A 26,714-nucleotide genomic window follows, 5' to 3' on the forward strand; every position below is an offset into this window, starting at 1 on the left:
TACCATGCGCCGCTTCGCGACGCGTGGCGCGCACCGAGGATGACGGACCCGACAGCGCATCGAACCCACCCTTCCCCCGTCGCGACCAATTCTCGGGCGGCTCCTCCCGCCCGGAGCCGTTCGCATGGACTGGACCTGGTATCTTTTCCGCTTCGACGGCCGCATCAGCCGCGCCTTGCTGTGGCAGGCGCTTCTGATCGTCGCGCTGCTGGCGGGCTTGCTCTGGCTGATCGGTCAGGTCATTCACATCCTCAATGCCGAAGGATCGTCAAAGCTATCCATCAAACTCGATTTCGACTTCGGCCTCGACGACATCTTCAAGCTGGTCGATCCCCGGGCCTATCGTTCACTGGCCTCTCTCGACCGCACGGATCTGATCCTGAAGTCGTCCCGCCTGGCGATGTTCGCATGGATTTTCCTGGCAACGGCCATCAAGCGCCTGCACGATCGCGACAGGAGCGGCTGGTGGATGATTCCGTTCTTCCTCATGCCCGGCCTGTTCAGCCAGTTCTCGGACCTTTTGCCCGACGGCAACTGGACGCTTGCGCTCAGCCTCACCGCCTCCACCCTGTGGCTGTGGGGCCTCGTCGAAATGTTCATCGTGCCGGGCACCTCGGGCGAAAACCGGTTCGGGCCCGATCCGCTCGCCGAGGTCGAGGACGGCTCCGCATCCGCCTCGTCCCCTGCAAAAAGCTGGGACCAGCAAAGCGAGCTCGAATTGGTGCCGCCCAGCGCTAGCCCACCCGGCGGCATGCATGTTAATCGGGGTGCATGACCGATGCTCTCTCCATTGCCCGCGATCTGATCCGCTGCCCCTCCGTGACCCCTGAAGATGCCGGTGCGCTCGGGGTGCTCGAAAAGGCCCTCAACGCCGCAGGCTTCACTTGCCACCGCGTGACCTTCAGCGAACCCGGCACCGCCGACGTCGACAATCTCTATGCGCGGATCGGCAGCGAGGGTCCGCACATCACCTTCGCCGGCCATACCGACGTGGTACCGCCCGGTGACGAGAGCGCCTGGAGCGTCGGCGCGTTCTCCGGAGAGGTCAAGGACGGCGTGCTGCACGGCCGCGGCGCTGTCGATATGAAGGGCGGCATCGCCTGCTCGGTGGCCGCGGTGCTGGAGCATCTCGCCGCCAATGGCGGCAAGCCGCGCGCCGACGGCCAAGAATCCGGCTCGGGCTCGATCTCGTTCCTGATCACCGGCGACGAGGAAGACGTCTCGATCAACGGCACCATCAAACTCTTGAAATGGGCCGCCGAGCGCGGCGAGAAGTTCGACCATTGCGTGCTGGGCGAGCCCTCCAATGTCGAGACCCTCGGCGACACCATCAAGGTCGGCCGACGCGGCTCGCAATCCGGCACGCTGTACGTGGACGGCGTGCAGGGCCACGTCGCCTATCCGCATCGCGCGGCCAATCCGGTGCCTGACATTTCGCGCCTGATCGTCGCGATCTCCGACGAACCGCTCGACCATGGCAGCGCGCAATTCCAGGCGTCCAATCTCGAATTCGTCTCGGTCGATGTCGGCAACAAGGCCTTCAACGTGATCCCCGGCGAGGCCCGCGCCAGGTTCAACATCCGCTACAACGACAACCACACCCAGGCGTCATTGCGCGAGCTGGTCGAAACGCGCCTGGCAAAAGCCTGCGGCAACCGCGTCAAGGCCCGCATCGTCTGGGAGCCTTCGAACTCCAACGTGTTCGTGACCAAGCCGGGCTTGTTCACCGATCTCGCGGTGTCCGCGATCGAGGAGGTGACGGGGCGCAAGCCGGAGCTGTCGACCAGCGGAGGCACGTCGGATGCGCGGTTCATCTCCAGCTATTGCCCGGTGATCGAGTTCGGGCTGGTCGGCCAGACCATGCATCAGGTCGACGAGCGCGTGCCGGTGAAGGATCTGGAGACGTTGACGAAGGTGTATCGCGGGATCCTGACGCGGTATTTTGGGTAGGGGTCGCGCTGCCACAGAACCCACAGCTGTCATCGTCCGCGAAAGCGGACGATCCAGTATTCCATCACCGTCAGTGATTGAATCGAGAGGCCGCGGCGTACTGGATTCCCCGCCTTCGCGGGGAATGACAGCGGTGAACGTGGCAAAGGGCGTCTATCCTTCGCCTAATAATCCACCTTCATCAGATACAGCCCGTCCGGCGGGGCGACGATGCCGCATGCTGTGCGGTTGCGCGCCTCTAACGCCGCGGAGAGATCGTCGGCGGTCCAGCGGCCTTCGCCGACCCAGACCAGCGAGCCTACCATCGATCTGACCTGGCTGTGCAGGAACGAGCGCGCGGAGGTGACGATGATGATCTCGCGGCCATCGCGCTCGACGTCGAGCTGGTCGAGCGTCTTCTCCGGAGATCTGGCCTGGCACTCGGTGTCGCGGAACGTGGTGAAATCGTGCTTGCCGAGCAGACGCTGCGCGGCCGCATGCATCGCCTCCGCATCGAGCTTGCGCGGCACGCGCCAGGCGTGGCCGATGTCGAGCGCGAGATTGGCTCGGGTGTTGATGACGCGATAGCGATAATGGCGCTTCACCGCCGAGAAGCGCGCCTCGAAGCTGTCGGGCACGACCTCCGCTTCCAGCACCGCGACCGGATGCGGGCGAAGATGCGCGTTGAGCCCGTCGCGAAAGCGGCCGGGTGGAAATGGCTTGTCGATGTCGACATGCGCGACCTGGCCCCGCGCGTGCACGCCGGCATCGGTGCGGCCGGCGCCATGCACCCGCAAATCCGCGCCGGTCATCGCCTTCACGGCCGCCTCCAGCGCGCCCTGCACCGACGGCAGCGTGTCCTGCACCTGCCAGCCGAAGAACGGCGCGCCGTCATATTCGATGGTGAGCTTGTAGCGGGGCATTTGTCCGATTTGTCCGGTGTCATTGCCGGGCTCGACCCGGCAATCCATCGCCTGGGAAGGAGTTTTGTTAGAAGATGGATACGCGGGTCAAGCCCGCGTATGACGAGTCGGCTAGCTGAACCTCGCTCCCGCCTTCAAAGGCACGCCCCGCAAAAAGTCCGCAGCTTGCATCCGGCCCTTGCCCTCGCGCTGGAGCTCGATGATGCGGATGGCGCCCTCGCCGCAGGCGATGGTGAGCTTGTCATCGAGCACCCCGCCCGGCGCGCCCGATCCTTTCGCCAGCTCGCACCGCAGGATTTTGACGCGCGCGTTCTCGCTGACGCCGGCAAGTTCGGCCCATGCACCGGGGAACGGCGACAGGCCGTGGATGTGGCGCAGCACGGCGCGCGCCGGCTTGCTCCAGTCGATCCGCGCCTCGGCCTTGTCGATCTTGGCGGCGTAAGTCACGCCGTCCTCGCCCTGCTTCTTGAGCTGGAGCCCGCCGCGATCGAGCGCAGCCATCGCGCGCACCATCAGGTCGGCACCGAGGCGCGAGAGACGGTCGTGCAGGTCGACAGCCGTCATATTGTCGGTGATTGCGAGGCGCTCGGCCATGGCGACGTCGCCGGTGTCGAGGCCGACATCCATCTTCATCACCATCACGCCGCTCTCGGCATCGCCTTCCATGATCGCACGGTTGATCGGCGCCGCGCCGCGCCAGCGCGGCAATAGTGAAGCGTGCAGATTGTAGCAGCCGAGTTTCGGCGCATCGAGGATCGCCTGCGGCAGGATCATGCCGTAGGCGACGACGACGGCGGCATCGGCATCGAACGCGCTGAACTCGTCGAGCGCTTCCTGGGTTTTCAGCGTCTTCGGCGTCAGCACGGGAATGCCGAGCTTTCGCGCGGCCTCCTCGACCGGCGTCGGCTGCAATTGCAGGCCGCGCCGCCCGCCCGGCTTCGGCGCACGGGTGTAGACGGCGACGATCTCGTGGCCGTGCGCGACCAGCTCGAGCAGCGTCGGCACGGAGAAATCGGGCGTGCCCATGAAGATGAGGCGAAGGGGCATGACAAGCACTCGGTATGTTCCCTCCCCCCTTGTGGGGGAGGGCTAGGGAGAGGGGTGCCACACGACGCGCTCTCGCAATCGAGCACGGACTGGTTTCTTGGCCCCGGTTAGACCACTTGCTGGGCTACCCCTCTCCCCTGCCCTCCCCCACAAGGGGGGAGGGAGCGCAGGTTACCGTGGGGCAGCGCCGGTCGCTTACGTCGTCATCACTCCGCGCGCTTGGCGGCTTTCTCGAACTTTTTCATCACGCGGTCGCGCTTGAGCTTCGACAGATAGTCGACGAACAGCACGCCGTTGAGATGGTCGATCTCGTGCTGGATGCAGGTGGCGTAGAGCCCTTCGGCGTCCTCTTCGTGCACCTTGCCGTCGAGATCGGTGAAGCGCACGCGCACCTTGGCGGGGCGCTCGACCTCTTCGTAATATTCGGGGATCGAGAGGCAGCCTTCCTCGTAGACCGACAGCTCCTCGGACGAGCCGATGATCTCGGGGTTGATGAAGACGCGCGGCAGCGGATTGGTCTCGCCGTTCTCGTCGCGCTTGGCGAGGTCCATGGTGATCAGGCGCAGCGGTTGCGCGATCTGGATCGCGGCCAGGCCAATGCCGGGCGCGTCGTACATGGTCTCGAACATGTCGTCGGCAAGCTTGCGGATCTCGGCCGTGACCTTCTCGATCGGCTTGGAGACCAGACGCAGCTGCTTGTCGGGCAGGATGATGATTTCTCTGAGGGCCATGGCCGCGATTTAAGCCCCGCGCCGGGTGCGGTCAATGCGGGCGGGAACCCCGTTAACCCTTCGCTAACCATAAATTTTCAGGTTTCGTTAACCATAAAAATTAGGGGGCGGTTAACCATAAGCGTTCGCTATTCGTTCGCGGCCACTGGCGAATCGGCTAGAACGGTCGGCATGAACGAGATCATTTTCATGCTCGGCGACTGGCCGGTGCGCACGATCGATGCGCTGATCGGCTTCGGCGCCCTCGTCCTCATCCTCCTGGTGGCGATTGCCGTCGTGATCGCCCGTTCGGGCCGGCGCGGCGCGGAACTCGCGATGGCGCATGCGATCCGGGCCGACGAGCTCGAGGAGCGCCTGAGCGAGGTGCTGCGCGCCCAGAGCGAATCCTCAGGAAGGGTCGACGCCATGACCCAGGCGCTGGCGGGACGCCAGGCCGAGATGGCGCGGGCGGTCAACGAGCGGCTGGACTCGGTCACCCACCGCGTCGGCCAGTCCATGGAGCATTCGACCCGCAACACCATGGAAAGCCTGCGCGCGCTGCACGAGCGACTCGGCATCATCGACAGCGCCCACAAGAACCTCACCGATCTCACCACCCAGGTGACGACCTTGCGCGACGTGCTCGCCAACAAGCAGTCGCGCGGCGCGTTCGGCCAGGCGCGGATGGAGGCGATCGTCCAGGACGGTCTTCCAAAGGGCGCCTACGAGTTCCAGTTCACGCTCTCGACCGGCAAGCGGCCGGACTGCGTCGTGTTCCTGCCCGACCAGCGCCCGCTCTGCATCGACGCGAAATTTCCGCTGGAGGCGATGACGGCGCTGCACGACGCCCGTACCGACGAGGAAAAGCGCATCGCCACGCAGCGGCTGCGCGGCGACGTGATGAAGCATGTCAGCGACATCGCCGAAAAATACCTCGTCACCGGCGAGACCCAGGAGATGGCGCTGATGTTCGTGCCGTCGGAATCGGTCTACGCCGAGATCCATGACGGCTTCGACGACGTGATCCAGAAGGCCTATCGCGCCAAAGTCGTGCTGGTGTCCCCCTCGCTGCTGATGCTGGCGATCCAGGTGATGCAGCAGATCATGAAGGACGCGCGCATGCGCGACGCCGCCGACCAGATCCAGACCGAAGTCGTCAAGCTCGGCGACGATCTGGGCCGCCTGCGCGACCGCGTCGTCAAGTTGCAGAAGCATTTCTCCGACGCGAACGAGGACGTCCGCCAGATCCTGATCTCCGCCGACAAGATCGAGAAGCGCGCGGGCCGCATCGAGGAGCTCGATTTCAGCAAGACCGATGCACCGGAAGGACCGCGGTTGGTGGCGGGGGCCGGCGAGCTGTTTCCGAGGAAGCTCCAGGCGGGGGAGTGAGATTCAGGGCACGCTGTCATGCCCCGCGAAGGCGGGGCATCCAGTATTCCGTGACAGTCGTAATTTACCGAGGTGCTGATGTTTACTGGATCGTCCGCCTTCGCGGACGATGACGGCGGTCGGGGCGGTCAGGTGGGTGCACGCCATTACTACGTCTACATTCTCGCGAGTAAGATTGGCGGCACTCTCTACATCGGGGTGACGAACGACCTGATCCGCCGCGTGGCACAGCACAAATTGAAGCTCATCGAGAGCTTCACCGAGAAGTACAACGTCGCACGGCTAGTCTACTTCGAGCAGTTCGACGACCCTGAGAATGCGATCAAACGGGAGAAGCGGCTCAAGAAGTGGAACAGGGCCTGGAAGGTTCGGTTGATCGAGCAGCACAACCCGAATTGGGATGATCTCTATCACGAGTTAGCCGGCCCACCATGACTCCGTCTCGCTCCGGCACACTGTCATGCCCCGCGAAGGCGGGGCATCCAGTACGCCCCGGCGGTTGTGATTGAATCGAGGCGCTGATGTTTACTGGATCGTCCGCCTTCGCGGACGATGACACCGGGGGTGTTGCGGCCTCTCCGGCTTCACCGGCGACCGCGAGTGTTTTCTCCCAGAATCTGCTAACAGCACCCCATGACCTTACCCGACGCGACCTCCTCCGCCGCCGCGCCTGCGACCTCTTGGCGCGACAGTCTTGCCATGTACCTGCAACCGCGGGTGCTGATTGTGCTGTTCCTGGGTTTCTCTTCGGGGCTACCGCTGGCACTGTCGGGGTCGACGCTGAGATTTTGGCTCCGTGAATCGCAGATCGATCTGGAAACCATTGGACTGTTCGCGCTGGTCGGAACGCCGTACACCATCAAGTTTCTATGGGCGCCGCTCGTTGACGCTCTCAGCGTACCGCTGCTTTCCAAAATCCTAGGTCGACGACGGGGTTGGTTGGTCGTGTCGCAGATCATGCTTGTGTTGGCGATCCTGCTGCTTGGCTTTTGCAACCCCGCCTCGACTCCTTGGTATGTACCGTTCGGTGCGGCGCTGCTGGTGGCGACCGCCTCGGCGACACAAGATATCGTCGTCGATGCATTCCGGATCGAAAGTTTGCCCAAAGACGAGCAGGCGGCGGGCATGGCGTCCTACGTTGCCGCCTACCGCATCAGCACTCTGGTCTCTACGGCCGGTGCTCTCTTTTTGATCGATGCATTCGAAAAATCGGGCTTTGGCCGGGCGGACGCCTGGAAACTTGGATATGCCGCAATGGCGGCGCTCATTCTCATCGGCATGGTCACTGCGTTTGTAGCCGCCGAGCCAGATCAGTCGCAGCTCGCAACCGCCAAAAACGTAGGCGATCCGATGAAGCGTGTCTTTGAAACCACAAAGAGCGCCCTGCTCGACTTCTTGTCTCTGGATATGGTCGCCGCCGTTCTTCTCTTCGTCATCCTGTTCAAGTTCACGGACGCGTTTTCAGGCATCATGACGGAAGCCTTTGTGGTCGACATCGGCTTCAGCAAGACCGATTACGCGGCCATCGTTAAGGGCGTTGGCCTGGCCGCAACGCTGGTTGGAGGCTTCGCCGGCGGTTTCGTCGCAAGGCGTTATTCACTAGCAAAAAGTTTGTGGATCGGCGGCGTATTGCAGGCTGTCGCGAACCTCTCCTTCTCTTGGCTAGCCTTGATCGGCACCAGCCAATGGGCGCTCGCCTTTGCCATCACCTGTGAGAATTTCACGAGCGCGATTGGCACGGTGATCTTCGTCGCCTACCTCTCGGCACTGTGCCGGAATCCAATGCATACGGCGACGCAGTACGCGCTGCTCACCGCGCTCGCGGCGGTCGGACGAACTTATCTTTCGTCAGTGTCCGGCTATGTCGCCAAGGCCAGCGGCTGGCCCATGTTCTTCGTGATCTGTGTGCTGGTGGCGATCCCGAGCCTTGTGCTGCTGACCTGGCTGCAAAAGCGCGGGCATTTCGAGGCGCTAGGGTCGGTGCGGGTTTGACGGTCGCATTATCTCCTCGTCATTGCGAGGAGCTCTTGCGACGAAGCAATCCAGACTGTTTGCAAGCCGACCGTTTGGATTGCTTCGCTGCGCTCGCAATGACAACGGAGAGAGTGGCGCGAACCCTTCCCCCTACTGCTTCCTGATCAAACTCCACTTCGTGATCACGGCTTCGCTCATCTGGCCGGGATCGCTGGCGCAGGCGATTTCGTCGACCTTGACCGAGATTTCCTTGCCGACGAACGATTTCAACTGCGTGGCCTGCGCGTCGCTGGAGGTGACGAGCTGGAAGGTCTCGGGCCCGGTCTCGAGGTTGCACAGCCCGTTCGGCGCCGGCAGGCGACGCGGCTCGGAGGTGATCTGATACATCGGAACCCGCTTGCCGTTCTTGACGTCGCGCACCTTCATCGCGTTCAACGCGCCCGACAGCACCTCGCCGGCGTTGATCGGCTTGCCGGGCTTCGACGGCGGAGGCGCGCCGTCGTCCTGCTGCGCTGACATGGCCGGGGTCACCATCATGGCCATCGTCGCGAGCAAAGCCAATCGTTTGGCGAAACATTTCGTCATGTCGTTCCGTTCCGTGAGATTTATTGGATAGCTAGAACAGGGTGCGCTGCCGCATCGCAGCCGATAGCGTACCTTCATCGAGATAATCAAGCTCGCCGCCGACGGGAACTCCGTGGGCGAGCCGCGTCACCTTCACATTGGCGTCCTGCAAGAGGTCGGTGATGTAATGCGCCGTGGTCTGGCCGTCCACCGTCGCATTCAGAGCCAGAATGATTTCGTGCACCCGAGAATCATGCGCGCGCGCGACCAGCGCGTCGATGGTCAGATCCTGCGGGCCGACGCCGTCGAGCGGCGACAACGTCGCGCCCAGCACGTGATAGCGCCCCTGGGTCGCATTGGCGCGCTCCAGCGCCCAGAGATCGGCGACGTCGGCGACGACGACGATGATGGCGTCGTCGCGCTTCGGATCGGTGCAGACGGTGCAGGGATTTTGCGTGTCGATGTTGCCGCAGGTCTTGCAGACCTGGACCTTGTCGAGCGCGACCTGCATGGCCGAAGCCAGCGGCATCATCAGCGCCTCACGCTTCTTGATCAGATGCAGCGCCGCGCGCCGCGCCGAGCGCGGACCGAGGCCCGGCAGCCGCGCGAGAAGCTGCACCAGCCGCTCGATTTCGGGACCTGCAACCGCGCCCATATTATTGGCCGAACAACCCCGGCGGCAGGCCGAGCCCTCCGGTCAGCGACTGCATCTTCTCCTGCATCGCGGCCTCGGCCTTGCGGCGCGCATCACCGAGCGCGGTGACGAGAAGGTCTTCCAACACTTCGCGCTCTTCCGCCTTCATCAGCGAGGGATCGATCTTGATGCCCTTGACGTCCATCTTGGCGGTCATGCGCACGGCGACGAGGCCGCCGCCGGAGATGCCCTCGACTTCCACGTTGGCCAGCTGCTCCTGCATCTCCTGCATCTTGGATTGCAGTTGCGCCGCCTGCTTCATCATGCCGAGAAAATCAGCCATAGGTCGCGTGTCCTTGGAAAGAAGTTAGGCTCACAGATCGTCGCCGTCGGAACCGTCGGGCGGATCGTCGCTGCCATAGTCCGCATTTATATTGGCCTCCGGCGTCTCCGGGGCAAGCCTGCGGACCTCGACAACCTTGGCGCCGGGAAAACGCGACAGCACCTCCCGCACGCGCGGATCCGCCTCCGCGGTGCGGGCATGTTCCTGCTTCGCCGCATGGTTCACCGAGCGCAGCGTCGGCTGGCCCTGTTCGTTCGATACGATCACCGTCCAGCGCCGGCCGGTCCACAGCTCGAATTTTCGCGCCAGTTCGGTGATCATGGTCTTGGAGGCGTTCGGCTCGAGCGCGATTTCGAGCCGGCCCTCCTCGAAACGGACGAGGCGCATGTCGCCTTCGAGCGCGCTCTTGGTCATGATGTCGCGCTTCTGCCCAGCCAGCGCGACGAGCTGGGTGAAGCTCGTGATGCGCAACTGCGGCACGGCGCTTTGCGGATCCGGCGCGGGCGCCACCATCTGCGGCCGGGCGCCGCCGCCAAACGCTGATGGCGATGATGTCGGCATGCGAACGGGCGCTGCAGACACGGACGATGCGGATGCAACCGGCGCGGACGGCGCGCTGCTGCGTCCGGCACCGCCGCCGCTCGCGACCGGCGAACCGCCGCCGTTCTGCTCCAGCATCCTGATCGCTTCGTCCGGCGTCGGCAAATCGGCGACATAGGCGATCCGCACCAGCACCATCTCGGCGGCCGCAGCCGGCCGCGTCGCCGCCTGTACCTCGGTGATGCCCTTCAGCAGCATCTGCCACATCCGCGACAGCACGCGCATCGAGATCTTCGAGGCGAAATCCCTCGCGCGCACCCGCTCGGTCTCGCCATAGGCGACGTTGTCGGCAGTCGCGGGAACGATCTTCACGCGGGTGACGAAATTGACGAATTCGGCGAGGTCCGAGAGCACGACGATCGGATCGGCGCCGACATCGTACTGGTCGCGGAACTCCTTGAAGGCGGCCGCGATATCGCCGCGCGCCAGCGAATCGAACAGGTCGATGACGCGGGTGCGGTCGGCGAGCCCCAGCATCTGCCTGACGGCGTCGGCCTTCACCGTGCCGGCCGCATGCGCGATGGCCTGGTCGAGCAGCGACAGCGAATCACGCACCGAGCCTTCTGCGGCGCGCGCGATGATGCCGAGCGCCTCGGGCTCAATCTCGACATTTTCTTTGGCCGCGATGTTGGCGAGGTGCTTCATCAGCACGTCGGCCTCGACCCGGCGCAGGTCGAAACGCTGGCAGCGCGACAGCACCGTGACCGGAACCTTGCGGATCTCGGTCGTCGCGAACACGAATTTGGCGTGCTCCGGCGGCTCCTCCAGCGTCTTCAGGAAGGCGTTGAACGCCGCCGTCGACAGCATGTGGACTTCGTCGATGATGTAGACCTTGTAGCGCGCGCTGGCCGGCGCGTAGCGCACGCTGTCATTGATCTGGCGGACGTCGTCGACGCCGGTATGCGATGCCGCGTCCATCTCCAGCACGTCCATGTGCCGGCTTTCCATGATCGCCTGGCAATGCACGCCGAGCGTCGGCATGTGGATGGTCGGGCCCTTCACCGAACCATCCGGCATCTCGTAGTTGAGTGCCCGGGCCAGGATGCGCGCGGTGGTGGTCTTGCCGACGCCGCGGACGCCGGTGAGGATCCAGGCCTGCGGAATCCGTCCGGTTTCGAACGCATTGGAGACGGTGCGGACCACGGCCTCCTGGCCGATCAGATCGTCGAAACTGGAGGGACGGTATTTGCGCGCCAGCACCCGGTAAGGCGCGTTGCCGGCCGCGCCGGCGCTATCGGGATTGGAAGGGGCGCCAGCGTCGGTCATCGGTCGATCCGCAATGATATGTCTCGTGGCCGGCTTTTGCGGAAAGGAGCGCGCTGGCGGCTGGTGCCGCCGGCGCTGGTTCGCTCGAAAAACAGGTAGGAGACTGACGAGCGACCCGATCCGGACCTCGTTAGGGCTGCTTCCTTCCGGACCTGACCCGGTTGGCGAGTGGCTCGTCCACCGCCAATCTCCCGGTCCCTATTTGGGGCCAAAAGGGGCGGAAAGCAAGCGGCTATCGCCCTTCGACGGCGCCTGCCCAGCATCCGGGCAATTCCAGATCTGCTCAGCCGATAGGCTGTGCTTTCACTGATAGTGCTGCCTTGGTATGAACCTGCCGAAACCTATCCCAACCAGAAAAGCGATTGATCCCAATGGTTACACGTCGTGATGTTGCATCGATTGTCGGGCTTGGCGCCATGACCGCGGCCGCGCTGGCTTCGCCGGCCGTGGCCCAGACCGCTGATCAGAACGAATCGACCTTCGCCCGCATCCGCCGGACCAAGAAGATGCGGATCGGCGCGGTCGGCGGCGGCGCGCCCTATTACATGAAGGATCTCGCCAGCGGCCAGTGGAAGGGCTTTTACGTCGACATCGCCAAGGCACTCGCCGACGACATGGAGGCCGAGCTCGAGATCACCGAGACCACCTGGGGCAATTCGGTGCTCGACCTGCAGGCCAACAAGATCGACATCTTCTTCGGCCTCAACCCGACCCCGAAGCGCGCGCTGGTGGTCGATTTCTCGGTGCCCGTGTTCAACAACGCGTTCGGCATCCTTTGCAAGAAGGACTTCAAGCCGAAGAGCTGGGCCGAGCTGAACTCGCCCGACATCAAGATCGCGGTCGACCAGGGCTCCTCGCACGACCAGGTCGTCAGCCGCCTGACGCCGAAGGCGCAGATCACGCGGCTCAAGACCGCCGACGATGCCACCGCCGCACTGCAGACCGGCCGCGTCGACGCGCAGTGCCTGATCACCATGCTGTCGCTGACCGTGCTGAAGAAGAACCCCTCGCTCGGCCAGCTCGTGCTGCCGACGCCGATCTTCGCGACGACCTCGAATGCCGGCTTCCGCCGCGAGACCGACAAGACCTGGCGCGACTACGTCAACACCTGGATCGACTTCAACAAAGGCCTCGGATTCATCCGCAACGCGATCATCACCAATATGGAGCTGGTGGGCGTAACGGAAGCGGACATTCCGCCGGGCGTTTCGCTGTAGGGTCTCGCAAACTTGGGGCAGTCTCGATCCGCGCACGCCGCTGCACCCCCTCCCCCGCTTGCGGGGGAGGGTCGGGGAGAGGGTGTTTCCGCCAGGAAGACTCCCCCAGAGGATAGAACCCTCACCCGGCGCTACGCGCCGACCTCTCCCGCAAGCGGGAGAGGTGCACCGAGACCGCGGCTCGAGTTTTCCGTGCCATTTCGCGACTGAGGTCCAAAAAAATATGTATCAGTGGGACTTCGGCATCCTCTGGAGCTATCGCTGGCTCTTTCTCAACGGGCTCGGCGTCACCGTCGGCTTCACGATCGTCATCGTGGTGTGCGGGCTGCTGTTCGGCCTGCTTGGTGCCTTCGGTACGCTCTCGCGCTTCAAGGCGTTGCGTCTTCTCGCGCTCACCTTCATCGAGGCGTTCCGCTGCACGCCGATCCTGGTGCAGCTGATCTGGTTCTATTACGCGCTGCCGATCCTCGCCGGCGTCGAGATGACGCCGATCACCGCCTCGGCCCTGGCGCTCTCGCTCTATGGCGGCTCGTTCTATTCCGAGATCATCCGCGGCGGCATCATCTCGATCGACAAGGGCCAGGCGGAAGCCGGCGCCGCACTCGGCATGACGCCCGGCCAGAGCATGCGGCGCATCGTGCTGCCGCAGGCGATCAAGCGCATGATCCCTGCGCTGATGAACCAGTCGATCATCCAGTTCAAGAACACCTCGCTGGTCTCTGTGCTTGCGGTACCCGATCTGGTCTATCAAAGTCAGGTCGCCGCCCATGACAGCTACCGGCCGCTGGAAACCTACACCGCCGTCGCGGTTGCCTATGCGGCGATCCTGATCCCGCTCACCATCCTGGTCCGGCGCGGCGAGAAGCGACTGGCGGTAGCCGAATGAGCCAGACGCAAAAGATCGAGATCCGCAGCCTTCGCAAGAGTTTCGGCAGCAACGAGGTCCTGAAGAACATCAATCTCGACGTCGCCAAGGGCGGCGTTGTCGCGCTGATCGGCCCGTCGGGCTCCGGCAAGTCGACGCTGCTCCGCTGCATCAATCTGCTGGTCGTGCCCGATGGCGGCAGCGTCCGCGTCGGCGACACAAGCTTCGCGTTCGGCGATGGCTCAAAGCTACCCGACGTGAAGACGCTGGCAAAATTCCGTGCCACCACCGGCATGGTGTTCCAGCATTTCAACCTGTTCCCGCACATGACGACGCTGCAGAATGTGATGGAGGGACCGGTCACGGTGCGCCGCATGGCCAAGCCCAACGCCGAGACGCTCGCCCGGGCGCAGCTCGCCAAGGTCGGCCTCGCCGAGAAGGCGGACCAATATCCGGCAACGCTCTCCGGCGGCCAGAAGCAGCGCGTCGCGATCGCGCGTGCGCTCGCGATGGAGCCGGACGTGATGCTGTTCGACGAGGCGACCTCCGCACTCGATCCCGAACTCGTCGGCGAGGTGCTGAACGTGATCCAGCAACTGGCCTCCGAAGGCATGACCATGGTGATCGTGACGCATGAGATCGCCTTTGCCCGCGAGGTCGCCGACCGCCTCATCTTCATGCGCGACGGAATCGTGGTCGAGGAAGGGCCGGCGCGGCAGGTGGTCGACAACCCAAAAGAAGCCGCCACACGCGCCTTCCTCAGCCATTTCCACCGCACCGGCGCGCTGCCGCCGGCCACAACGGCTTCGTGATGTCCAATATCAATCGCGTCTATCTCGTCACCGGTGCCGCCAGCGGCATCGGCCGCGCCACCGCTAGACTGCTCGCCGCGCCGGGCGTCGGTCTGCTGCTCCATACGCGCGCCAACGCAGAAGGGCTTCAAGCCACCGCCGCGGATGTCGAAGCGAAAGGCGCCGCGGCGGCAAGCTGCCTTGCCGATCTCGCGGAGGAGAGCGCGGCCACCGACGCCGTCGCCGCCGCGAAAGCCGCGTTCGGCCGGCTCGACGGATTGATCCTGGTCGGCGGCCATGCCCGCCGCGGCAGTGCGATCGGCACGCCGGCGGATCAGTTCCGGCAGGCGATGGACGAGTCCGCGCTGGCCTTCACGCGAATGGTCGCTGCCGCGCTTCCGCAGTTGCGCGCAGGGCAAGATGCACGGATCGTCGCCGTGTCCTCCTTCGTCGCGCACGCGATCCGGCCCGAATTCGCGCCCTTTGCCGCAACGGCCGCAAGCCGCGCCGCGCTGGAAGCGTTGGTGCGGCTGATCGCGATCGAGCTCGCGGGCGACGGCATCACCGTCAACGCGGTTGCGCCTGGCCTCATCGTCAAGGACAAACCGAGCGAGAGCCGGCTGTCGCCCGAACAGATCGCCTCGACCGAGGCGCTGATCCCGATGCGCCGCCGCGGACGGCCGGAGGAGGTTGCCGAGATCATCGCCTTCCTGGCATCCCCGAAGGCGTCTTACGTCACTGGCCAGGTCTGGCACGTCAATGGAGGCCTGACATGAGCGAAGCGACCGTCGAACGCCTCAGGCTGTTCCTGATCGAGAGCCCGATCAAGATGGCGCGCCTGCAGGGCGTCGGCAACGTCAAGGGCACGGTGAAACGCGTGCTGATCGAGCTCACCGCGAGCGACGGCGTGGTCGGCTGGGGCGAAGCGGCACCGTGGGAGGTCTTTACGGGGACGCCGGAAGCCGCTTTCTCCGCGCTCGATATCTATTTAAGGCCCATCGTGCTCGGCAAGCCGGTGCGCCGCGTCCGCGCGCTGATGGCCGAACTCGATCGCGCGCTGGTCGGCCATGCCGAAGCGAAAGTCGCGATCGAAATGGCGCTGCTGGACATCGTCGGCAAATCGTCGGGACTCTCGGTCGCCGACCTGCTCGGCGGCCGGGTGCGCGACACCATTCCCCTCTCCTTCTCGATCGCCGATCCCGATTTCGCCGCCGATCTCGAACGCATGCGGAAAATGGTTCCGGACGGGAACGTGATCTACAAGGTCAAGACCGGCGTGAAGCCGCATCGCGAGGACCTCGAGCATCTCGAGGCGATCCGCAACGAGTTCGGCGACAAGGTCGACCTTCGCGTCGACTACAACCAGGCGCTGGCGACGTTCGGGGCCATCAAGATCCTGCGCGACGTCGAGCAGTTCGCACCGACCTTCATCGAGCAGCCGGTGCCGCGCAAATATCTCGACGTGATGACGCAGCTCACCGCGGCGCTGGAAACGCCCGTGCTTGCCGACGAAAGCTGCTTCGACCGCCGCGACATAATGGAAGTGGTGCGCCGCGAGGCAGCCGATGCCGTCTCGATCAAGCTGATGAAGGCCGGCGGCCTGTTCGAGGCACAGGCGATCATGGCCATCGCCGACATCGCCGGCCTGCCCGGCTATGGCGGCACGCTGTGGGAGGGCGGCATTGGGCTGGCCGCCGGCACGCAGCTGATCGCGGCGACGCCGGGCATCTCGCTCGGCTGCGAATTCTACATGCCGCATCACGTGCTGACCGAGGACGTGCTGGAGGAACGCGTCGCCAACCGCGGCGGCCATGTCGTTGTGCCCGATGGACCCGGCCTCGGTATTCGCGTCAGCGAAGCCTCTGTCCGCGGCAATGCGCGGGTGCTGGCGGAGGGGTAGTTTCCGTCATTCCGGGACGCGCAGCGGAGCATGCCGCCCCCGCGGCCCCGATCCTTCCCCTCAGGGAATCGGTATCGTATGGTCCGGCCAATCAAGCCCGAACCCACCGGGCCATCCGGAAACGCATATGTCTGATCCCGCCTGGTCGCTGCACTCCCGCCTGAAAGAGGACACCATCGACATCGGCGATCTGCCGCTGTCGAAGGTGCTGGTCATCAAGGACGCGCATTATCCCTGGCTGCTGCTGGTGCCGCGCCGCGCCGATGCGGTCGAGATCATCGATCTCGACGAGGTGCAGCAGGCGCAACTGATGACGGAGATCTCCCGCGTCTCGCGCGCGCTGAAGGAGATCACCAGATGCGACAAGCTCAATATCGCGGCGCTCGGCAACCTCGTGCCGCAGCTTCACGTTCATATCATCGCGCGCCGCACCAGTGACGCGGCCTGGCCGCGGCCGGTCTGGGGCGTGATGCAGCCCTTGGCGCATGACGCCGCCGAAGTTCAGAATTTCATCAGCGCACTTCGCCGCAAGATCTGGTTGGGTTGAAAGAAAATAATGTCAGCATTCGACGCCTTTCCGCTGGGACAGCCGGCCTTCGTCACCAACATCCTCGATCGCGCCGCGCATCTGCGCCGCGACGACCAAAAGCTGTTCGCGATGGAGCAGAAGCCTTCCTCGCGCGCCTATGTCGTTTACCGCGACTCTCTGCTGGTAAAGCGCGAGGGCGACAAGATTCGCGCGCTACTCGGGATCGACGAGGCCCTGAAGTGCGGCGCCAATCCAGGCACGATCTTCCTGGGCTTGCGCGACGACGCCGCGATGTTCGGCATGGGCCTGTCGCAGGCGGCCGCCGAGAAGCTGGTGGGCCGCGAGGACTACACCGTGACCGAGCTGCGCGGCATGGCGATGCAGGGTGCGATCCCGCCCGAGGAGCTGTCGGCGATCGCGATGGCCAAGTCGATGGTCGGCTGGCACCAGCGCCACGGCTATTGCGCCAATTGCGGCACGCGCAGCGCGATGAAGGAAGGCGGCTGGAAGCGCGAGTGTCCTTCCTGCAAGGCCGAGCATTTTCCGCGCACCGATCCGGTCGTGATCATGCATGTCGCCTCCGGTGACAAGTGCCTGCTCGGCCGCCAGAAGCAGTTTCCGGCAGGGATGTATTCGTGCCTTGCCGGCTTCGTCGAGGCCGCCGAGACCATCGAGGACGCGGTCCGCCGCGAGATCCTGGAAGAATCCGGCATTCGCTGCACCGACGTGCAGTATTACATGACCCAGCCCTGGCCCTATCCGTCGTCGCTGATGATCGGTTGCAGCGCGCGGGCCGTGAGCGAGGACATCGTCGTCGATCACTCGGAGCTGGAGGATGCGCGCTGGTTCACGCGCGAGGAGGCGGCGCTGATGCTGACGCGGACGCATCCGGACGGACTCGCAGGCCCGCATCCCTTCGCCATCGCCCATCATTTGCTCGGCCGCTGGGTACACGACAAGAGCTGACCGCCGATGGCCGCATCCGGGATCGCGCCGCGCATCCTCTGCATCGGCATTCCCGTGCGCGACCTCACCTTTCGGGTCGAGGCCGTGCCCGCGCGCGGCAGCAAGGCCAACGCCAGCCATTTCGCAGAGATCTGCGGCGGCAACGCGCTCAATGCCGCGATCGCGATTGCGCGGCTCGGCGGCCGCGTCTCGTTTGCAGGCCCCATGGGCGATGCGCGGGAGATGTCGAGCGGCTTCCTCCTCGCGCAGATGGCGCAGGAGGGCATCGACACCAGCCACATCGTGCGCATGCCTGATATGGCCACGCCGGTTTCGGCGATCATGATCGAACCCTCGGGCGAACGGACGCTCACGATCTATCGCGATCCCGGCCTGTGGAGCGTGAGGCTACCCAATGCCGACGAATTGCTGGCCGATTGCCGCGCCGTCCTCGTCGAAAGCCGTTGTGCCTCATTCTGCACGGATCTCTGCGCCGAGGCTCGGCGACGCGGCATTGCCGTCATCGTCGGCGTCGATCGCGCGATGTCCTTGCAGGACGGCCTGCTGACCTCCGCCTCGTATCTGCTGTTCGCCAGCGAGCAGGTGCGGGAGACCGCCGACATCGCCGATGACGGCATGGCGCTGCAACGCCTGGCCAGGCTGACGCCCGCCTTCCTTGCCGCGACCCGCGGTCCACTCGGTACCATCTGGCTGAACGAGGCGGGCGAGCTGGAGGAGACAGCGGCCTTCCCGGTCCAGGCGGTCGATACGCTCGGCGCCGGCGACGTCTTTCATGGCGCCTTCGCGCTTGGCCTCGCTGAGGGCGACAACCTGCGGCGGGCGCTGCGCTTCGCCACGGCCGCCGCGGCCCTGAAATGCACCCGCCATGGCGGCGGCATGGCTGCACCCCAACGCATTGAAGTTGAAGAGTTTTTGCGCGAAAGGCCCTAGAGCAGATCCAGGGATGCGCCGAGACTATGGGCTTGCCGGGGAAAGATTTTCTCTATATGAGGGAAATCAGCCCGCTAAATGGAACAGAATTCTTCAAATGACCGACGTCACCGTTCAGATCACCGAAACCAGCCGCCGCCTCGACGCCATCGACCGCAAGATCCTCATGGTGCTCCAGGAGGACGCCTCCCTGTCCGTCGCGGAGATCGGCGACCGCGTCGGCCTGTCCTCGACCCCCTGCTGGAAGCGCATCCAGCGGCTGGAGGCCGACGGCGTGATCATCAAGCGGGTGGCCCTCGTCGACCAGAACAAGATCGGGCTCGGCATCTCCGTGTTCGTCTCGGTGGAAAGCTCCGATCATTCCGACGCCTGGCTGAAGAAATTCGCCGAAGCCGTCAGCGCGATGCCAGAAGTGATGGAGTTCTATCGCATGGCCGGCGACGTCGACTACATGCTGCGCGTCGTGGTCGCCGACATGCAGGCCTATGACGTGTTCTACAAGAAGCTGATCAGCGCCGTGCCGCTGAAGAACGTCACCTCGCGCTTTGCGATGGAGAAGATCAAGTCCGTGACCACGCTGCCGATCCCGGCGGTGGTGGCGGCCTGATACACGATTATTGTTTTGACGCGTTTTCTTCACGCGAACCGGCATCCACTTCGCTCGAAAACGCTTCAAGCCGGTTGAAACACCGGCAGCGTGACGTTGACGCGCGTACCTCCGCCGGAGGCCGCGGCAATCTCGATGGTTCCGCCATGCGCCTCGACCAGGCTGCGCACCACCGCGAGGCCAAGGCCCGCGCCGCCGGTCGCGCGGTTGCGGGACTTCTCCAGGCGAAGAAACGGCTCCAGCACGGCTTGGCGATGATCGTCGGGAATGCCCGGCCCCTCGTCGTCGATCGACACGACGACGGCACCGTCCTTCAACGCGGTCCCGACATGCGCGGCATGGCCATAGGCGAGCGCGTTGTCGATAATGTTGGCGAGGATGCGCCGCAACGCCAGCCGGTCGCCGAGCACGACGGCATTCCGCGCGTGCGCATCCGTGACAAGATCGACCGGCGCGCCCTGAGCGCGACGGTCGTGCACCTCGACGGCAACCAGCGCGGCAAGCTCGATCATTTCCTGTGACAGGCCGCCGGCGCCGGCACGCGTCGACAACAGCGCGTCGTCGAGCAGCCGGATCATGTCGTCGATATCGGCAACCGCCCGCTGCCGCTCGGCATCATCAGGGATGTGCTCGACCCGCAACCGCAGCCGTGTCGCGAAGGTCCTGACATCATGGGCGATGCCGCCCACCAACGTCATGCGTGCGCGCAGCATCTCGGCGAGCCGCCCCTGCAGGCGGTTGAACGCGGCGACGACGGCGCGGATTTCCGGCGCACTGCGCCGTGCGTCCGGAAGCGGCGGAGGATCGGCCGACAAGTCGACGCGATCGACCGCCGCAGCGAGTTGCGCCAGCGGTCGCGTCTCGCGCTGCATGACCAGCAATGCCAGCAGCGCCACGATCGAGCCGAACAGGCCGGCACCGAAGCCGACCGGCAGGCCGAACGGAGTGACCGGCAGGCGGGTATAGGCATCGACGATCAGCATCTCGCCGCTGCGCAGGCCGATGCGGAATTCAATCGCGTTGGCCATCAGCCGCGCGATACGGGGAAACCAGCGGCTGGCGCGATGGTCCGGCGGCGACACGATCTCGACCGGGCGCCCCGCGAGACCCGCGGCATAGGTCTCACGCAATTCTTGCTGCTGCGGCGGCGTCTCGCCGCCGACCGGCGCACCGCCCGGTGCAATTCGAACTTTGAATTGCGGCGACGACACGGCATCAAGCACGGACTGCCGCTCGCCGGCGGCCGTGCGCTCGACCAGTGTCGCGAGCGCATCGAGGCGCGCGGGCGAAGGCCGCGTCAGCTGGTTCTCCTGCACTGTGGTCCGGTAGAAGATCGCCAGGATCGCAGTCATCACCACCGTGAATCCGATCAACCCGATCAGGGCCAGCCGCGCGGCAAGCGTCACCCGCAGCATCACGACACCTGCCTGACCGGAGCGGTGAACAGATAGCCGCCGTTGCGCACCGTCGTGATCAGGTTGGAGCCCGGGCTTGCGGCGTCGAGCTTGCGACGCAACCGCGAAATCAGCATGTCCACGGTGCGATCGAACGGCTCGGCCGAACGGCCACGGGTCCAATCGAGGATCTGGTCGCGCGTGAGCACCCGGCGCGGGCGTTGCACGAAACAGCCGAGCAGGTCGAATTCCGCGCTCGTCAGTTGCGGCGCCGCCGTCTCGGCCTCGGGCGTCTCCACGCTGCGGGAGTCGAGATCGATCACGAAACGGTCGAACGCGAAGCGCCGGACCAGAGGCTTTGCAGGCGTGCCATTGGCGCGGCGAAGGATGGCGCGCACCCGCGCCAGCAGTTCGCGTGGGCCGAACGGCTTTGCAAGGTAGTCGTCGGCGCCCATCTCGAGGCCGACCACGCGATCGATCTCGTCGCTCTTGGCCGTGAGCATCAGGATCGGGACGGAATCGTCGGCGCGCAAGCGGCGGCAGATCGACAACCCGTCCTCACCCGGCAGCATCAGATCGAGGATCACGAGATCGGGCCGGAGGCGCTGGAGCATCGCATCCATCGCCTTGCCGTCGCCGACGCAAGCGACCTCGAAGCCCTCGCGCCGCATGAAGTCGGCGACGAGGCGGCTGATCTCGGGATCGTCCTCCACCATGAGAATCGTGGCTGCTTGCGTCATCATGGCCGCATTGTGGGCAATGGCCCGCGCCAAGCAAGGGCGCAGGCCGCCTTGTTACACAGTGTTACATCGCGCCGACAAAGCCATAACAATCGTTTCGTCCCGGCAATGCGTCGCAGACGCGGCCCGACCAGTCTCCTCCCGTGGCTCCCGCTTACGGCAGCCCCCACAAGGAGACGACGACCATGACCAAGTTCTTCCTGACCTCCCTCGTGATCGGCGGCCTCTCGGTTGCCGCGGCAGCCGATGCCAATGCCTGGACCCGGTCGGCGACGGCGAACGGGCCGCGCGGCACCTCCAGCGTCACCGCGACGGGAGGCTGCGCCAACGGCAGCTGCACGCGCAACGTCACCCGCACCGGCCCGGCCGGCAACACCTACACCCGCACCGGCACGGTCTCGCGCTGAGCGGGCGGACCGTCGCCGCATCTGCCCAGGGCGGCGACGGTCTATCGAAACAGATCAGAAAGGATCAGCACCGTGACATCAGTTTTCCGTGCCGTGCCGCAAGCTGCGGCCATCGTCGCCCTCGTCGCCTCGACCTCCGCATGGGCGCAGAGCCAGCTGCAAACGCAGATCACGCCGCAGATGCGCAACGAGGCGCGTACCGTCATGCAGGCCTGCCGTACCGACTATGAGAGCCTTTGCAGCAACGTCGCGCCGGGTGGCGGACGCATCCTGGCCTGCCTGCAATCCCATGCCGGCCAGCTCACCTCGTCCTGCGCACAGGCGCTGCCTCGCGCGCAGGCGCTGAGGGACAGCGCCGTCAGCGCCGGCGTCGCACCGAAATAGGGGGAAGCCATGGGCTACGCCGCACTTCTGCTCGATCCGACGCTCCGGGGCGTCATCCTGGCGACGGCGATCGGCCTGATGCTGCTCGAATACGGCATCGGCCACCTTGCGCATCGCGAGACTCACGACTGGCGTGAGAGCATGGCCTCGTTCGGCGTGGCGCTCGGCCAGAATATCCTGCGTGCGGTCGAGGCGGGACTTCTCGCGGTGCCGTTCGCCTTCCTCTACGAGCATCGCCTGCTCGACTTCGCGCAGACGAGCCCGCTAGCGCTCGCGGGATTATTCCTGGGCAGCGAGTTCCTGTACTATTGGCAGCATCGCGCCTCGCACCGCATTCGCTGGATGTGGGCGACCCATGCGGTGCATCACTCGACGACGCGGCTGAACCTGACGGCGGCGATCCGGCTCGGCTGGACCGGCAACATCTCCGGCAACTTCCTGTTCTTCCTGCCGCTTGCGCTGATCGGCTTTCATCCCCTTGCGATCGTCGCGATGCTCGGGATCAACCTGCTCTACCAGTTCTTCATCCACAGCGGCTTCGCGCCACGGCTCGGCGTTCTGGAATGGGTGCTCAACACACCGAGCCATCATCGCGTACATCATGCCTGCAACGCGCCGTGCCTCGACAAGAACTACGGCGGCATCCTGATCGTGTTCGACCGCCTGTTCGGCACCTTTGCTGAACGGCCGTCGGATCAGCCGCTTCGCTTCGGCCTTGTCGGCCGCACCCCGTCCTTCAATCCGGTGCGGATTGCGCTCGGCGAATGGGGCGCGATGCTGGGCGATGCCTGGAGGGCGCGCGGTGCGGGCGCGAAGCTTCGCGCCCTGTTCGGCCCGCCCGGGGGCCCGGTAACCGATTGCCGCCACGCCGCCGGACGCACGCGGGGGCGGTAATTTTACGTGCCGGCCCTAACCGGTTGTTTACCGAGAGTTAGCCCGGTGCGCCTAGATTTCCGGCATGGAGGGGAGAACGGCGATTCCGTCCCGGCGATGGCCTGCCTGGGCGAATGCGACTGCGCTACTGGTCGCAGGCTGGATCGCGCTCGCAATCCTCACCTTACAGGTTCGTCCGGGCGCGACAGTCGTCGCAGTTGCATTTCCGCCCTGGTGGAGCACGCAGCAGGTGTTTCAGGCTGCGGCATCGGCGCAAGCGGCGGTCGTCAGGGCCACCGCCCTCCCCACCCTTCTCGTCGTCCGCCCGGATGACCATGACGGACTGACCCGCCTGCAAGACGCCGGCGCCTGGTTCGTTATGGACGCGCAAGCGGTTTCAGCATGTTTTGGCAAATAGCCCCGGGGATGACGAAATGATTGTCGAGAATGACGAACTGGAATCGCTGCGCCAGACCACCAGCAAGGTCCTTGCCGCGGTCCTCTGGGTGCACGTGCCAATCAGCGCGATCATCGGAGTCATGCTGGGGAAGGCCTGGCTCGTCCCCGCACTCTTCATGGCAGTCTTCGCCCTCGCCGCAACCCTGTCGTGGCGCCTGTCGGGCAACGGCCTTTCCACGCGTCTGGTGTTCACTGTTGCTCTGATGAGCGGCGTGTCGATGTTCACCTATCAGTTGGAAGGACATCCCTGGCAGATCGACATGCACATGTACTTCTTCGCGGCGCTGGCCTGCATCGTCGCCTATTGCGACTACCGTCCGATCGTCGCCGCGACGGTCGCTGTCGCGCTGCATCATATCGCGTTGAACTTCCTGCTGCCCGCGGCGATCTATCCCGGCGGTTCCAATTTCGGCCGCGTCGTGTTGCATGCCGTGATCCTGCTGATCGAAGCCGGCGTGCTGATCGCGCTCGCGCTCAAGCTCCAGGAGCTGTTCGAGACCACCGCCGTCAAGACGGCCGAAGCTCAGACGGCGATGGCCGCGGAAGCGCGGGCCAACAGCGAGCGACACGACATCGAGCAGCGCGCCAAGGAAGAACGCGAGGCGGCCAAGCAGCGGCTCGCCAGCAATTTCGAGCGCAGCATCGGCGGCATCGTGCAGGCCGTGGCGGTCGCCGCCGACGAAGTGCAGCAATTGTCGTCGGCGATGAGCAACAACAGCGCGGACACCGCTCGTCAAACCGCCGCCGCGGCCTCGGCATCGAACCAGGCCTCCAGCAATGTCGAGACGGTTGCGGCTGCGACCGAAGAGCTCACCGCGTCGGTCAGCAGCATCACCCAGCAGGTTTCCCGCTCCGCCGAGATCGCGGCCAAGGCCGCGAGCGAGGCCCGCCGCACCAACGAGGTGGTCGAGGGCCTTGCCAGCGGCACGCAGAAGATCGGCGAAGTCGTCACGCTGATCCAGACCATCGCGAGCCAGACCAATCTGCTGGCGCTCAATGCCACCATCGAAGCTGCGCGTGCCGGCGAGCACGGCAGGGGTTTTGCCGTCGTCGCGAGCGAAGTGAAGGCGCTGGCAAACCAGACCGCGAAAGCCACTGAAGAGATATCGGCACAGGTCCAGAGTATCCAGAGCGCAACCAGCGATGCCGTCAACGCGATCCAGGCGATCGGCGCGACCATCGCGGAGATTGATCAGATCTCCGGCCAGATTTCCTCCGCGGTCGACCAGCAGGGCCTGGCGACGCGCGAGATCGCGGGCAGCCTGCAGCAGGCCGCCACCGGCACGCGCGAGGTGAACAACAATATCGTCGGCGTCAGCAAGGCTTCCGAGCAGGCGGGCCTGGCCGCATCGAAGATGCACCAGGCTGCCGCCGGACTGTCATCGCAGTCCGAGCGGCTCAAGGCGGAGGTCGATGGTTTCCTGGGCTCGCTCCGGACGGCGTGATCGCCGCGCAGACTCCGTCATCGCCCGGCCTGACCGGGCGATCCGGTATTCCAGGGACAGCGATGGGATACGGAGAAGCCGCGGCGTACTGGATGCCCCGCCTTCGCGGGGCATGACAACGGTGGGTACGGCGGTCAGACGTTGAAGCGAACTCAGATCTTCTGATTGTACTCGCCGACCTCGGGATGCGTGCGCAGGACGCTGTTCACCATCTCGAACATGTCGTGCATGCGCTGCTCGGAGACCGGGCTCTCGACCACGACGACGAGCTCGGGCTTGTTCGAGGAGGCGCGCACCAGGCCCCAGCTGCCGTCCTCGACCGTGACGCGCACGCCATTGACGGTGACGAGATCGCGGATCGATTGTCCCCCGATCTTCGCGCCTTTCGCCTGCAGGCCCTCGAAGTGCTTCACCACCTGGTCGATGACGCCGTATTTGGTCTCGTCGGCGCAATGCGGCGACATGGTCGGCGAAGACCAGGTCTTCGGCAGCGCGTTCTTCAGGTCGGCCATCGACTTGCCGGGGGCGCGGTCGAGCATGTCGCAGATCGCGAGCGCCGACACCAGGCCGTCGTCATAACCGCGTCCATACGGCTTGTTGAAGAAGAAATGGCCGGATTTCTCGAAGCCCGCCAGCGCGCCGGTCTCGTTGGTGCGGCGCTTCATGTAGGAATGGCCGGTCTTCCAATAGTCGGTCCTGGCGCCCTGCTTCTGCAGCACGGGATCGGTGACGAACAGGCCGGTCGATTTCACGTCGACGATGAAATGGGCGTCCTTGTGGATCGCCGACATGTCGCGCGCCAGCATCACGCCGACCTTGTCGGCAAAGATCTCCTCGCCGGTGTTGTCGACGACGCCGCAGCGGTCGCCGTCACCGTCGAAACCGAGGCCGACATCGGCCTTGTGCTGCAGCACCACGTCGCGGATCGCGTGCAGCATCTCCATGTCTTCGGGGTTCGGATTGTATTTCGGGAAGGTGTGGTCGAGCTCGGTGTCGAGCGGGATCACCTCGCAGCCGATCGCCTCGAGCACCTGCGGCGCGAACGCGCCGGCGGTGCCGTTGCCGCAGGCCGCGACGACCTTGAGCTTGCGCTTCAGCTTCGGACGATTGGTGAGGTCGGCGATGTAGCGCGCCGGGTAGTTCTCGTGAAACTGGTAGGAGCCGCCCGCCTTGTTCTTGAAATCGGCATTGAGCACGATCTCCTTCAGCCGCGTCATCTCATCGGGCCCGAAGGTCAGCGGACGGTTGGCGCCCATCTTGACGCCGGTCCAGCCATTGTCGTTGTGCGAGGCCGTGACCATCGCAACAGCAGGCACATCGAGGTCGAACTGCGCGAAATAGGCCATCGGCGTCACCGCGAGGCCGATGTCGTGCACCTTGCAGCCCGCCGCCATCAGGCCGGAGATCAGCGCGTATTTGATCGAGGCCGAATAGCCGCGGAAGTCGTGCCCCGTGACGATCTCCTGGCTGACGCCGAGTTCGGCGATCAGCGCGCCCAGCCCCATGCCTAGCGCCTGCACACCCATCAGGTTGATTTCCTTCTGGAACAACCAGCGCGCGTCGTACTCGCGAAAGCCCGTCGGCTTCACCATCGGCTCGGATTCGAAGGCGTAGGTGTTGGGCAGCAATACGGATTTCGGCTTGGGGAACATTGAGGCGGTCTCGCGAAATGGCGGGAGTTGAGGCAGCCTTAGCGAATGCCGGGCCGCAGCGGAAGGCGGGAATGCAGGCTTATGGACGATAATTGCGGCAGTTTGGTAACGAAGAAACGTTACCGCGAGGGCGGTCGAGGCCAATTGCTATCCTGAAATAGGCGGCGTTTGATCGC

Annotated in this window: 28 protein-coding genes and 1 other RNA gene; 18 read left to right on the forward strand and 11 right to left on the reverse strand. The window is 64.9% G+C overall.

Annotated elements, in window-relative coordinates; genetic code table 11:
- The first annotated feature begins 175 nt into the window (after positions 1-175).
- Together CIT40_RS31205 and dapE are read left to right on the forward strand one after the other, a co-directional pair.
- A complete protein-coding gene (locus CIT40_RS31205; protein WP_334265229.1) occupies positions 176-775 on the forward strand; it encodes a DUF805 domain-containing protein in 600 nt (199 codons plus the stop codon).
- On the forward strand, positions 772-1,950 hold the full coding sequence (gene dapE / locus CIT40_RS31210; protein WP_094893106.1) for a succinyl-diaminopimelate desuccinylase: 1,179 nt from the start codon (positions 772-774) through the stop codon (positions 1,948-1,950). Before CIT40_RS31205 ends, dapE begins: the two co-directional genes overlap by 4 nt.
- Positions 1,951-2,114: 164 nt before the next feature.
- Here the strand turns inward: dapE and truA are convergent, their stop codons facing one another.
- From truA to def, 3 genes are all read right to left on the reverse strand, one after another.
- A complete protein-coding gene (truA, locus tag CIT40_RS31215) occupies positions 2,115-2,852 on the reverse strand; it encodes a tRNA pseudouridine(38-40) synthase TruA (protein WP_094893193.1) in 738 nt (245 codons plus the stop codon).
- Between the two features lie 111 nt (positions 2,853-2,963).
- Positions 2,964-3,899 (reverse strand): methionyl-tRNA formyltransferase, encoded by a 936-nt coding sequence (gene fmt, locus CIT40_RS31220; RefSeq protein WP_094893107.1) that lies wholly within the window; start codon positions 3,897-3,899, stop codon positions 2,964-2,966.
- Positions 3,900-4,105: 206 nt separating this feature from the next.
- Positions 4,106-4,630: a peptide deformylase gene (gene def / locus CIT40_RS31225; RefSeq protein ID WP_094893108.1), complete on the reverse strand. Its 525-nt coding sequence runs from the start codon at positions 4,628-4,630 to the stop codon at positions 4,106-4,108.
- Positions 4,631-4,801: 171 nt separating this feature from the next.
- Between def and CIT40_RS31230 the strand changes: the two genes are divergently transcribed.
- From CIT40_RS31230 to CIT40_RS31240, 3 genes are all read left to right on the forward strand, one after another.
- A complete protein-coding gene (locus CIT40_RS31230; RefSeq protein ID WP_094893109.1) occupies positions 4,802-5,998 on the forward strand; it encodes a DNA recombination protein RmuC in 1,197 nt (398 codons plus the stop codon).
- Between the two features lie 132 nt (positions 5,999-6,130).
- Positions 6,131-6,433 carry a GIY-YIG nuclease family protein gene (locus CIT40_RS31235; protein ID WP_162307911.1) on the forward strand — a complete coding sequence of 101 codons (303 nt, stop codon included), beginning with the start codon at positions 6,131-6,133 and terminating at the stop codon, positions 6,431-6,433.
- A gap of 198 nt (positions 6,434-6,631) precedes the next feature.
- Positions 6,632-7,990, forward strand: a complete 1,359-nt coding sequence (locus CIT40_RS31240) for an AmpG family muropeptide MFS transporter (protein WP_094893111.1) — start codon at positions 6,632-6,634, stop codon at positions 7,988-7,990.
- Positions 7,991-8,122: 132 nt separating this feature from the next.
- Here CIT40_RS31240 and CIT40_RS31245 read toward each other — a convergent pair whose 3' ends face one another.
- The 5 genes from CIT40_RS31245 to ffs form a co-directional block, all read right to left on the reverse strand.
- On the reverse strand, positions 8,123-8,557 hold the full coding sequence (locus CIT40_RS31245) for a hypothetical protein (RefSeq protein ID WP_094893112.1): 435 nt from the start codon (positions 8,555-8,557) through the stop codon (positions 8,123-8,125).
- 31 nt (positions 8,558-8,588) lie between these two features.
- Positions 8,589-9,191 (reverse strand): recombination mediator RecR, encoded by a 603-nt coding sequence (gene recR, locus CIT40_RS31250; protein ID WP_018320788.1) that lies wholly within the window; start codon positions 9,189-9,191, stop codon positions 8,589-8,591.
- A gap of 1 nt (position 9,192) precedes the next feature.
- Positions 9,193-9,513, reverse strand: coding sequence for a YbaB/EbfC family nucleoid-associated protein (locus CIT40_RS31255; RefSeq protein ID WP_094893113.1), 321 nt, complete (start codon positions 9,511-9,513; stop codon positions 9,193-9,195).
- A gap of 30 nt (positions 9,514-9,543) precedes the next feature.
- Entirely contained in the window at positions 9,544-11,379 is a 1,836-nt protein-coding gene (locus CIT40_RS31260) for a DNA polymerase III subunit gamma/tau (RefSeq protein ID WP_094893114.1), read from the reverse strand.
- Between the two features lie 95 nt (positions 11,380-11,474).
- Positions 11,475-11,571: signal recognition particle sRNA small type (gene ffs, locus CIT40_RS31265), an RNA gene on the reverse strand.
- Between the two features lie 179 nt (positions 11,572-11,750).
- Here ffs and CIT40_RS31270 point away from each other — a divergent pair.
- The 9 genes from CIT40_RS31270 to CIT40_RS31310 all read left to right on the forward strand — a co-directional run bounded on the left by CIT40_RS31270 (position 11,751) and on the right by CIT40_RS31310 (position 19,184).
- Entirely contained in the window at positions 11,751-12,596 is an 846-nt protein-coding gene (locus CIT40_RS31270; RefSeq protein ID WP_094893115.1) for a transporter substrate-binding domain-containing protein, read from the forward strand.
- Positions 12,597-12,819: 223 nt separating this feature from the next.
- On the forward strand, positions 12,820-13,482 hold the full coding sequence (locus tag CIT40_RS31275) for an amino acid ABC transporter permease (RefSeq protein WP_094893116.1): 663 nt from the start codon (positions 12,820-12,822) through the stop codon (positions 13,480-13,482).
- Complete coding sequence (locus CIT40_RS31280; protein WP_094893117.1) at positions 13,479-14,273, forward strand: amino acid ABC transporter ATP-binding protein; 795 nt, start codon at positions 13,479-13,481, stop codon at positions 14,271-14,273. Before CIT40_RS31275 ends, CIT40_RS31280 begins: the two co-directional genes overlap by 4 nt.
- The gene (locus CIT40_RS31285) at positions 14,273-15,028 is read left to right on the forward strand and encodes an SDR family NAD(P)-dependent oxidoreductase (RefSeq protein ID WP_094893118.1); all 756 of its coding nucleotides are present in this window, start codon (positions 14,273-14,275) and stop codon (positions 15,026-15,028) included. The genes CIT40_RS31280 and CIT40_RS31285 overlap by 1 nt, the downstream gene beginning before the upstream one ends.
- On the forward strand, positions 15,025-16,152 hold the full coding sequence (locus tag CIT40_RS31290) for a muconate cycloisomerase family protein (protein ID WP_094893119.1): 1,128 nt from the start codon (positions 15,025-15,027) through the stop codon (positions 16,150-16,152). The genes CIT40_RS31285 and CIT40_RS31290 overlap by 4 nt, the downstream gene beginning before the upstream one ends.
- Positions 16,153-16,279: 127 nt before the next feature.
- Positions 16,280-16,699, forward strand: coding sequence for an HIT domain-containing protein (locus CIT40_RS31295; protein ID WP_162307761.1), 420 nt, complete (start codon positions 16,280-16,282; stop codon positions 16,697-16,699).
- A gap of 9 nt (positions 16,700-16,708) precedes the next feature.
- Positions 16,709-17,647, forward strand: coding sequence for an NAD(+) diphosphatase (nudC, locus tag CIT40_RS31300; protein WP_094893120.1), 939 nt, complete (start codon positions 16,709-16,711; stop codon positions 17,645-17,647).
- Between the two features lie 6 nt (positions 17,648-17,653).
- Positions 17,654-18,577, forward strand: a complete 924-nt coding sequence (locus tag CIT40_RS31305; protein WP_094893121.1) for a sugar kinase — start codon at positions 17,654-17,656, stop codon at positions 18,575-18,577.
- A gap of 97 nt (positions 18,578-18,674) precedes the next feature.
- Positions 18,675-19,184 carry an Lrp/AsnC family transcriptional regulator gene (locus CIT40_RS31310; RefSeq protein WP_094893122.1) on the forward strand — a complete coding sequence of 170 codons (510 nt, stop codon included), beginning with the start codon at positions 18,675-18,677 and terminating at the stop codon, positions 19,182-19,184.
- A 65-nt stretch (positions 19,185-19,249) separates the two neighbouring features.
- On the opposite strand, the gene CIT40_RS31315 is transcribed toward CIT40_RS31310, so the two are convergent.
- Both CIT40_RS31315 and CIT40_RS31320 read right to left on the reverse strand, forming a co-directional pair.
- Entirely contained in the window at positions 19,250-20,599 is a 1,350-nt protein-coding gene (locus CIT40_RS31315; protein WP_094893123.1) for a sensor histidine kinase, read from the reverse strand.
- Positions 20,599-21,321 (reverse strand): response regulator, encoded by a 723-nt coding sequence (locus CIT40_RS31320; protein WP_094893124.1) that lies wholly within the window; start codon positions 21,319-21,321, stop codon positions 20,599-20,601. The genes CIT40_RS31315 and CIT40_RS31320 overlap by 1 nt, the downstream gene beginning before the upstream one ends.
- 182 nt (positions 21,322-21,503) lie before the next feature.
- Here CIT40_RS31320 and CIT40_RS31325 point away from each other — a divergent pair, with 182 nt between their 5' ends.
- The 4 genes from CIT40_RS31325 to CIT40_RS31340 all read left to right on the forward strand — a co-directional run bounded on the left by CIT40_RS31325 (position 21,504) and on the right by CIT40_RS31340 (position 24,886).
- The gene (locus CIT40_RS31325; RefSeq protein WP_094893195.1) at positions 21,504-21,725 is read left to right on the forward strand and encodes a hypothetical protein; all 222 of its coding nucleotides are present in this window, start codon (positions 21,504-21,506) and stop codon (positions 21,723-21,725) included.
- A gap of 72 nt (positions 21,726-21,797) precedes the next feature.
- Positions 21,798-22,109, forward strand: a complete 312-nt coding sequence (locus CIT40_RS31330; RefSeq protein WP_244611879.1) for a cysteine rich repeat-containing protein — start codon at positions 21,798-21,800, stop codon at positions 22,107-22,109.
- Between the two features lie 9 nt (positions 22,110-22,118).
- Entirely contained in the window at positions 22,119-23,003 is an 885-nt protein-coding gene (locus CIT40_RS31335; RefSeq protein WP_094893125.1) for a sterol desaturase family protein, read from the forward strand.
- Positions 23,004-23,416: 413 nt separating this feature from the next.
- Positions 23,417-24,886 carry a methyl-accepting chemotaxis protein gene (locus CIT40_RS31340; RefSeq protein ID WP_094893127.1) on the forward strand — a complete coding sequence of 490 codons (1,470 nt, stop codon included), beginning with the start codon at positions 23,417-23,419 and terminating at the stop codon, positions 24,884-24,886.
- 152 nt (positions 24,887-25,038) lie between these two features.
- Here the strand turns inward: CIT40_RS31340 and CIT40_RS31345 are convergent, their stop codons facing one another.
- Complete coding sequence (locus CIT40_RS31345; RefSeq protein WP_094893128.1) at positions 25,039-26,538, reverse strand: phosphomannomutase/phosphoglucomutase; 1,500 nt, start codon at positions 26,536-26,538, stop codon at positions 25,039-25,041.
- Positions 26,539-26,714 lie beyond the last annotated feature (176 nt).

The sequence above is a fragment of the Bradyrhizobium amphicarpaeae genome, assembly GCF_002266435.3.
Taxonomy (GTDB): domain Bacteria; phylum Pseudomonadota; class Alphaproteobacteria; order Rhizobiales; family Xanthobacteraceae; genus Bradyrhizobium; species Bradyrhizobium amphicarpaeae.

What these genes read in the sequence shown, in the direction of transcription:
- CIT40_RS31325 (WP_094893195.1), top strand. Translation starts at nt 21,504, where the DNA reads ATGACCAAGTTCTTCCTGACCTCCCTCGTGATCGGCGGCCTCTCGGTT.
- def (WP_094893108.1), bottom strand. Translation starts at nt 4,630, where the DNA reads ATGGCCCTCAGAGAAATCATCATCCTGCCCGACAAGCAGCTGCGTCTG.
- CIT40_RS31240 (WP_094893111.1), top strand. Translation starts at nt 6,632, where the DNA reads ATGACCTTACCCGACGCGACCTCCTCCGCCGCCGCGCCTGCGACCTCT.
- CIT40_RS31295 (WP_162307761.1), top strand. Translation starts at nt 16,280, where the DNA reads ATGTCTGATCCCGCCTGGTCGCTGCACTCCCGCCTGAAAGAGGACACC.
- truA (WP_094893193.1), bottom strand. Translation starts at nt 2,852, where the DNA reads ATGCCCCGCTACAAGCTCACCATCGAATATGACGGCGCGCCGTTCTTC.
- CIT40_RS31260 (WP_094893114.1), bottom strand. Translation starts at nt 11,379, where the DNA reads ATGACCGACGCTGGCGCCCCTTCCAATCCCGATAGCGCCGGCGCGGCC.
- CIT40_RS31275 (WP_094893116.1), top strand. Translation starts at nt 12,820, where the DNA reads ATGTATCAGTGGGACTTCGGCATCCTCTGGAGCTATCGCTGGCTCTTT.
- CIT40_RS31230 (WP_094893109.1), top strand. Translation starts at nt 4,802, where the DNA reads ATGAACGAGATCATTTTCATGCTCGGCGACTGGCCGGTGCGCACGATC.
- CIT40_RS31255 (WP_094893113.1), bottom strand. Translation starts at nt 9,513, where the DNA reads ATGGCTGATTTTCTCGGCATGATGAAGCAGGCGGCGCAACTGCAATCC.
- recR (WP_018320788.1), bottom strand. Translation starts at nt 9,191, where the DNA reads ATGGGCGCGGTTGCAGGTCCCGAAATCGAGCGGCTGGTGCAGCTTCTC.
- CIT40_RS31290 (WP_094893119.1), top strand. Translation starts at nt 15,025, where the DNA reads ATGAGCGAAGCGACCGTCGAACGCCTCAGGCTGTTCCTGATCGAGAGC.
- CIT40_RS31310 (WP_094893122.1), top strand. Translation starts at nt 18,675, where the DNA reads ATGACCGACGTCACCGTTCAGATCACCGAAACCAGCCGCCGCCTCGAC.
- CIT40_RS31280 (WP_094893117.1), top strand. Translation starts at nt 13,479, where the DNA reads ATGAGCCAGACGCAAAAGATCGAGATCCGCAGCCTTCGCAAGAGTTTC.
- fmt (WP_094893107.1), bottom strand. Translation starts at nt 3,899, where the DNA reads ATGCCCCTTCGCCTCATCTTCATGGGCACGCCCGATTTCTCCGTGCCG.
- CIT40_RS31335 (WP_094893125.1), top strand. Translation starts at nt 22,119, where the DNA reads ATGGGCTACGCCGCACTTCTGCTCGATCCGACGCTCCGGGGCGTCATC.
- dapE (WP_094893106.1), top strand. Translation starts at nt 772, where the DNA reads ATGACCGATGCTCTCTCCATTGCCCGCGATCTGATCCGCTGCCCCTCC.
- CIT40_RS31315 (WP_094893123.1), bottom strand. Translation starts at nt 20,599, where the DNA reads ATGCTGCGGGTGACGCTTGCCGCGCGGCTGGCCCTGATCGGGTTGATC.
- CIT40_RS31285 (WP_094893118.1), top strand. Translation starts at nt 14,273, where the DNA reads ATGTCCAATATCAATCGCGTCTATCTCGTCACCGGTGCCGCCAGCGGC.
- CIT40_RS31345 (WP_094893128.1), bottom strand. Translation starts at nt 26,538, where the DNA reads ATGTTCCCCAAGCCGAAATCCGTATTGCTGCCCAACACCTACGCCTTC.
- nudC (WP_094893120.1), top strand. Translation starts at nt 16,709, where the DNA reads ATGTCAGCATTCGACGCCTTTCCGCTGGGACAGCCGGCCTTCGTCACC.
- CIT40_RS31320 (WP_094893124.1), bottom strand. Translation starts at nt 21,321, where the DNA reads ATGATGACGCAAGCAGCCACGATTCTCATGGTGGAGGACGATCCCGAG.
- CIT40_RS31340 (WP_094893127.1), top strand. Translation starts at nt 23,417, where the DNA reads ATGATTGTCGAGAATGACGAACTGGAATCGCTGCGCCAGACCACCAGC.
- CIT40_RS31270 (WP_094893115.1), top strand. Translation starts at nt 11,751, where the DNA reads ATGGTTACACGTCGTGATGTTGCATCGATTGTCGGGCTTGGCGCCATG.
- CIT40_RS31305 (WP_094893121.1), top strand. Translation starts at nt 17,654, where the DNA reads ATGGCCGCATCCGGGATCGCGCCGCGCATCCTCTGCATCGGCATTCCC.
- CIT40_RS31245 (WP_094893112.1), bottom strand. Translation starts at nt 8,557, where the DNA reads ATGACGAAATGTTTCGCCAAACGATTGGCTTTGCTCGCGACGATGGCC.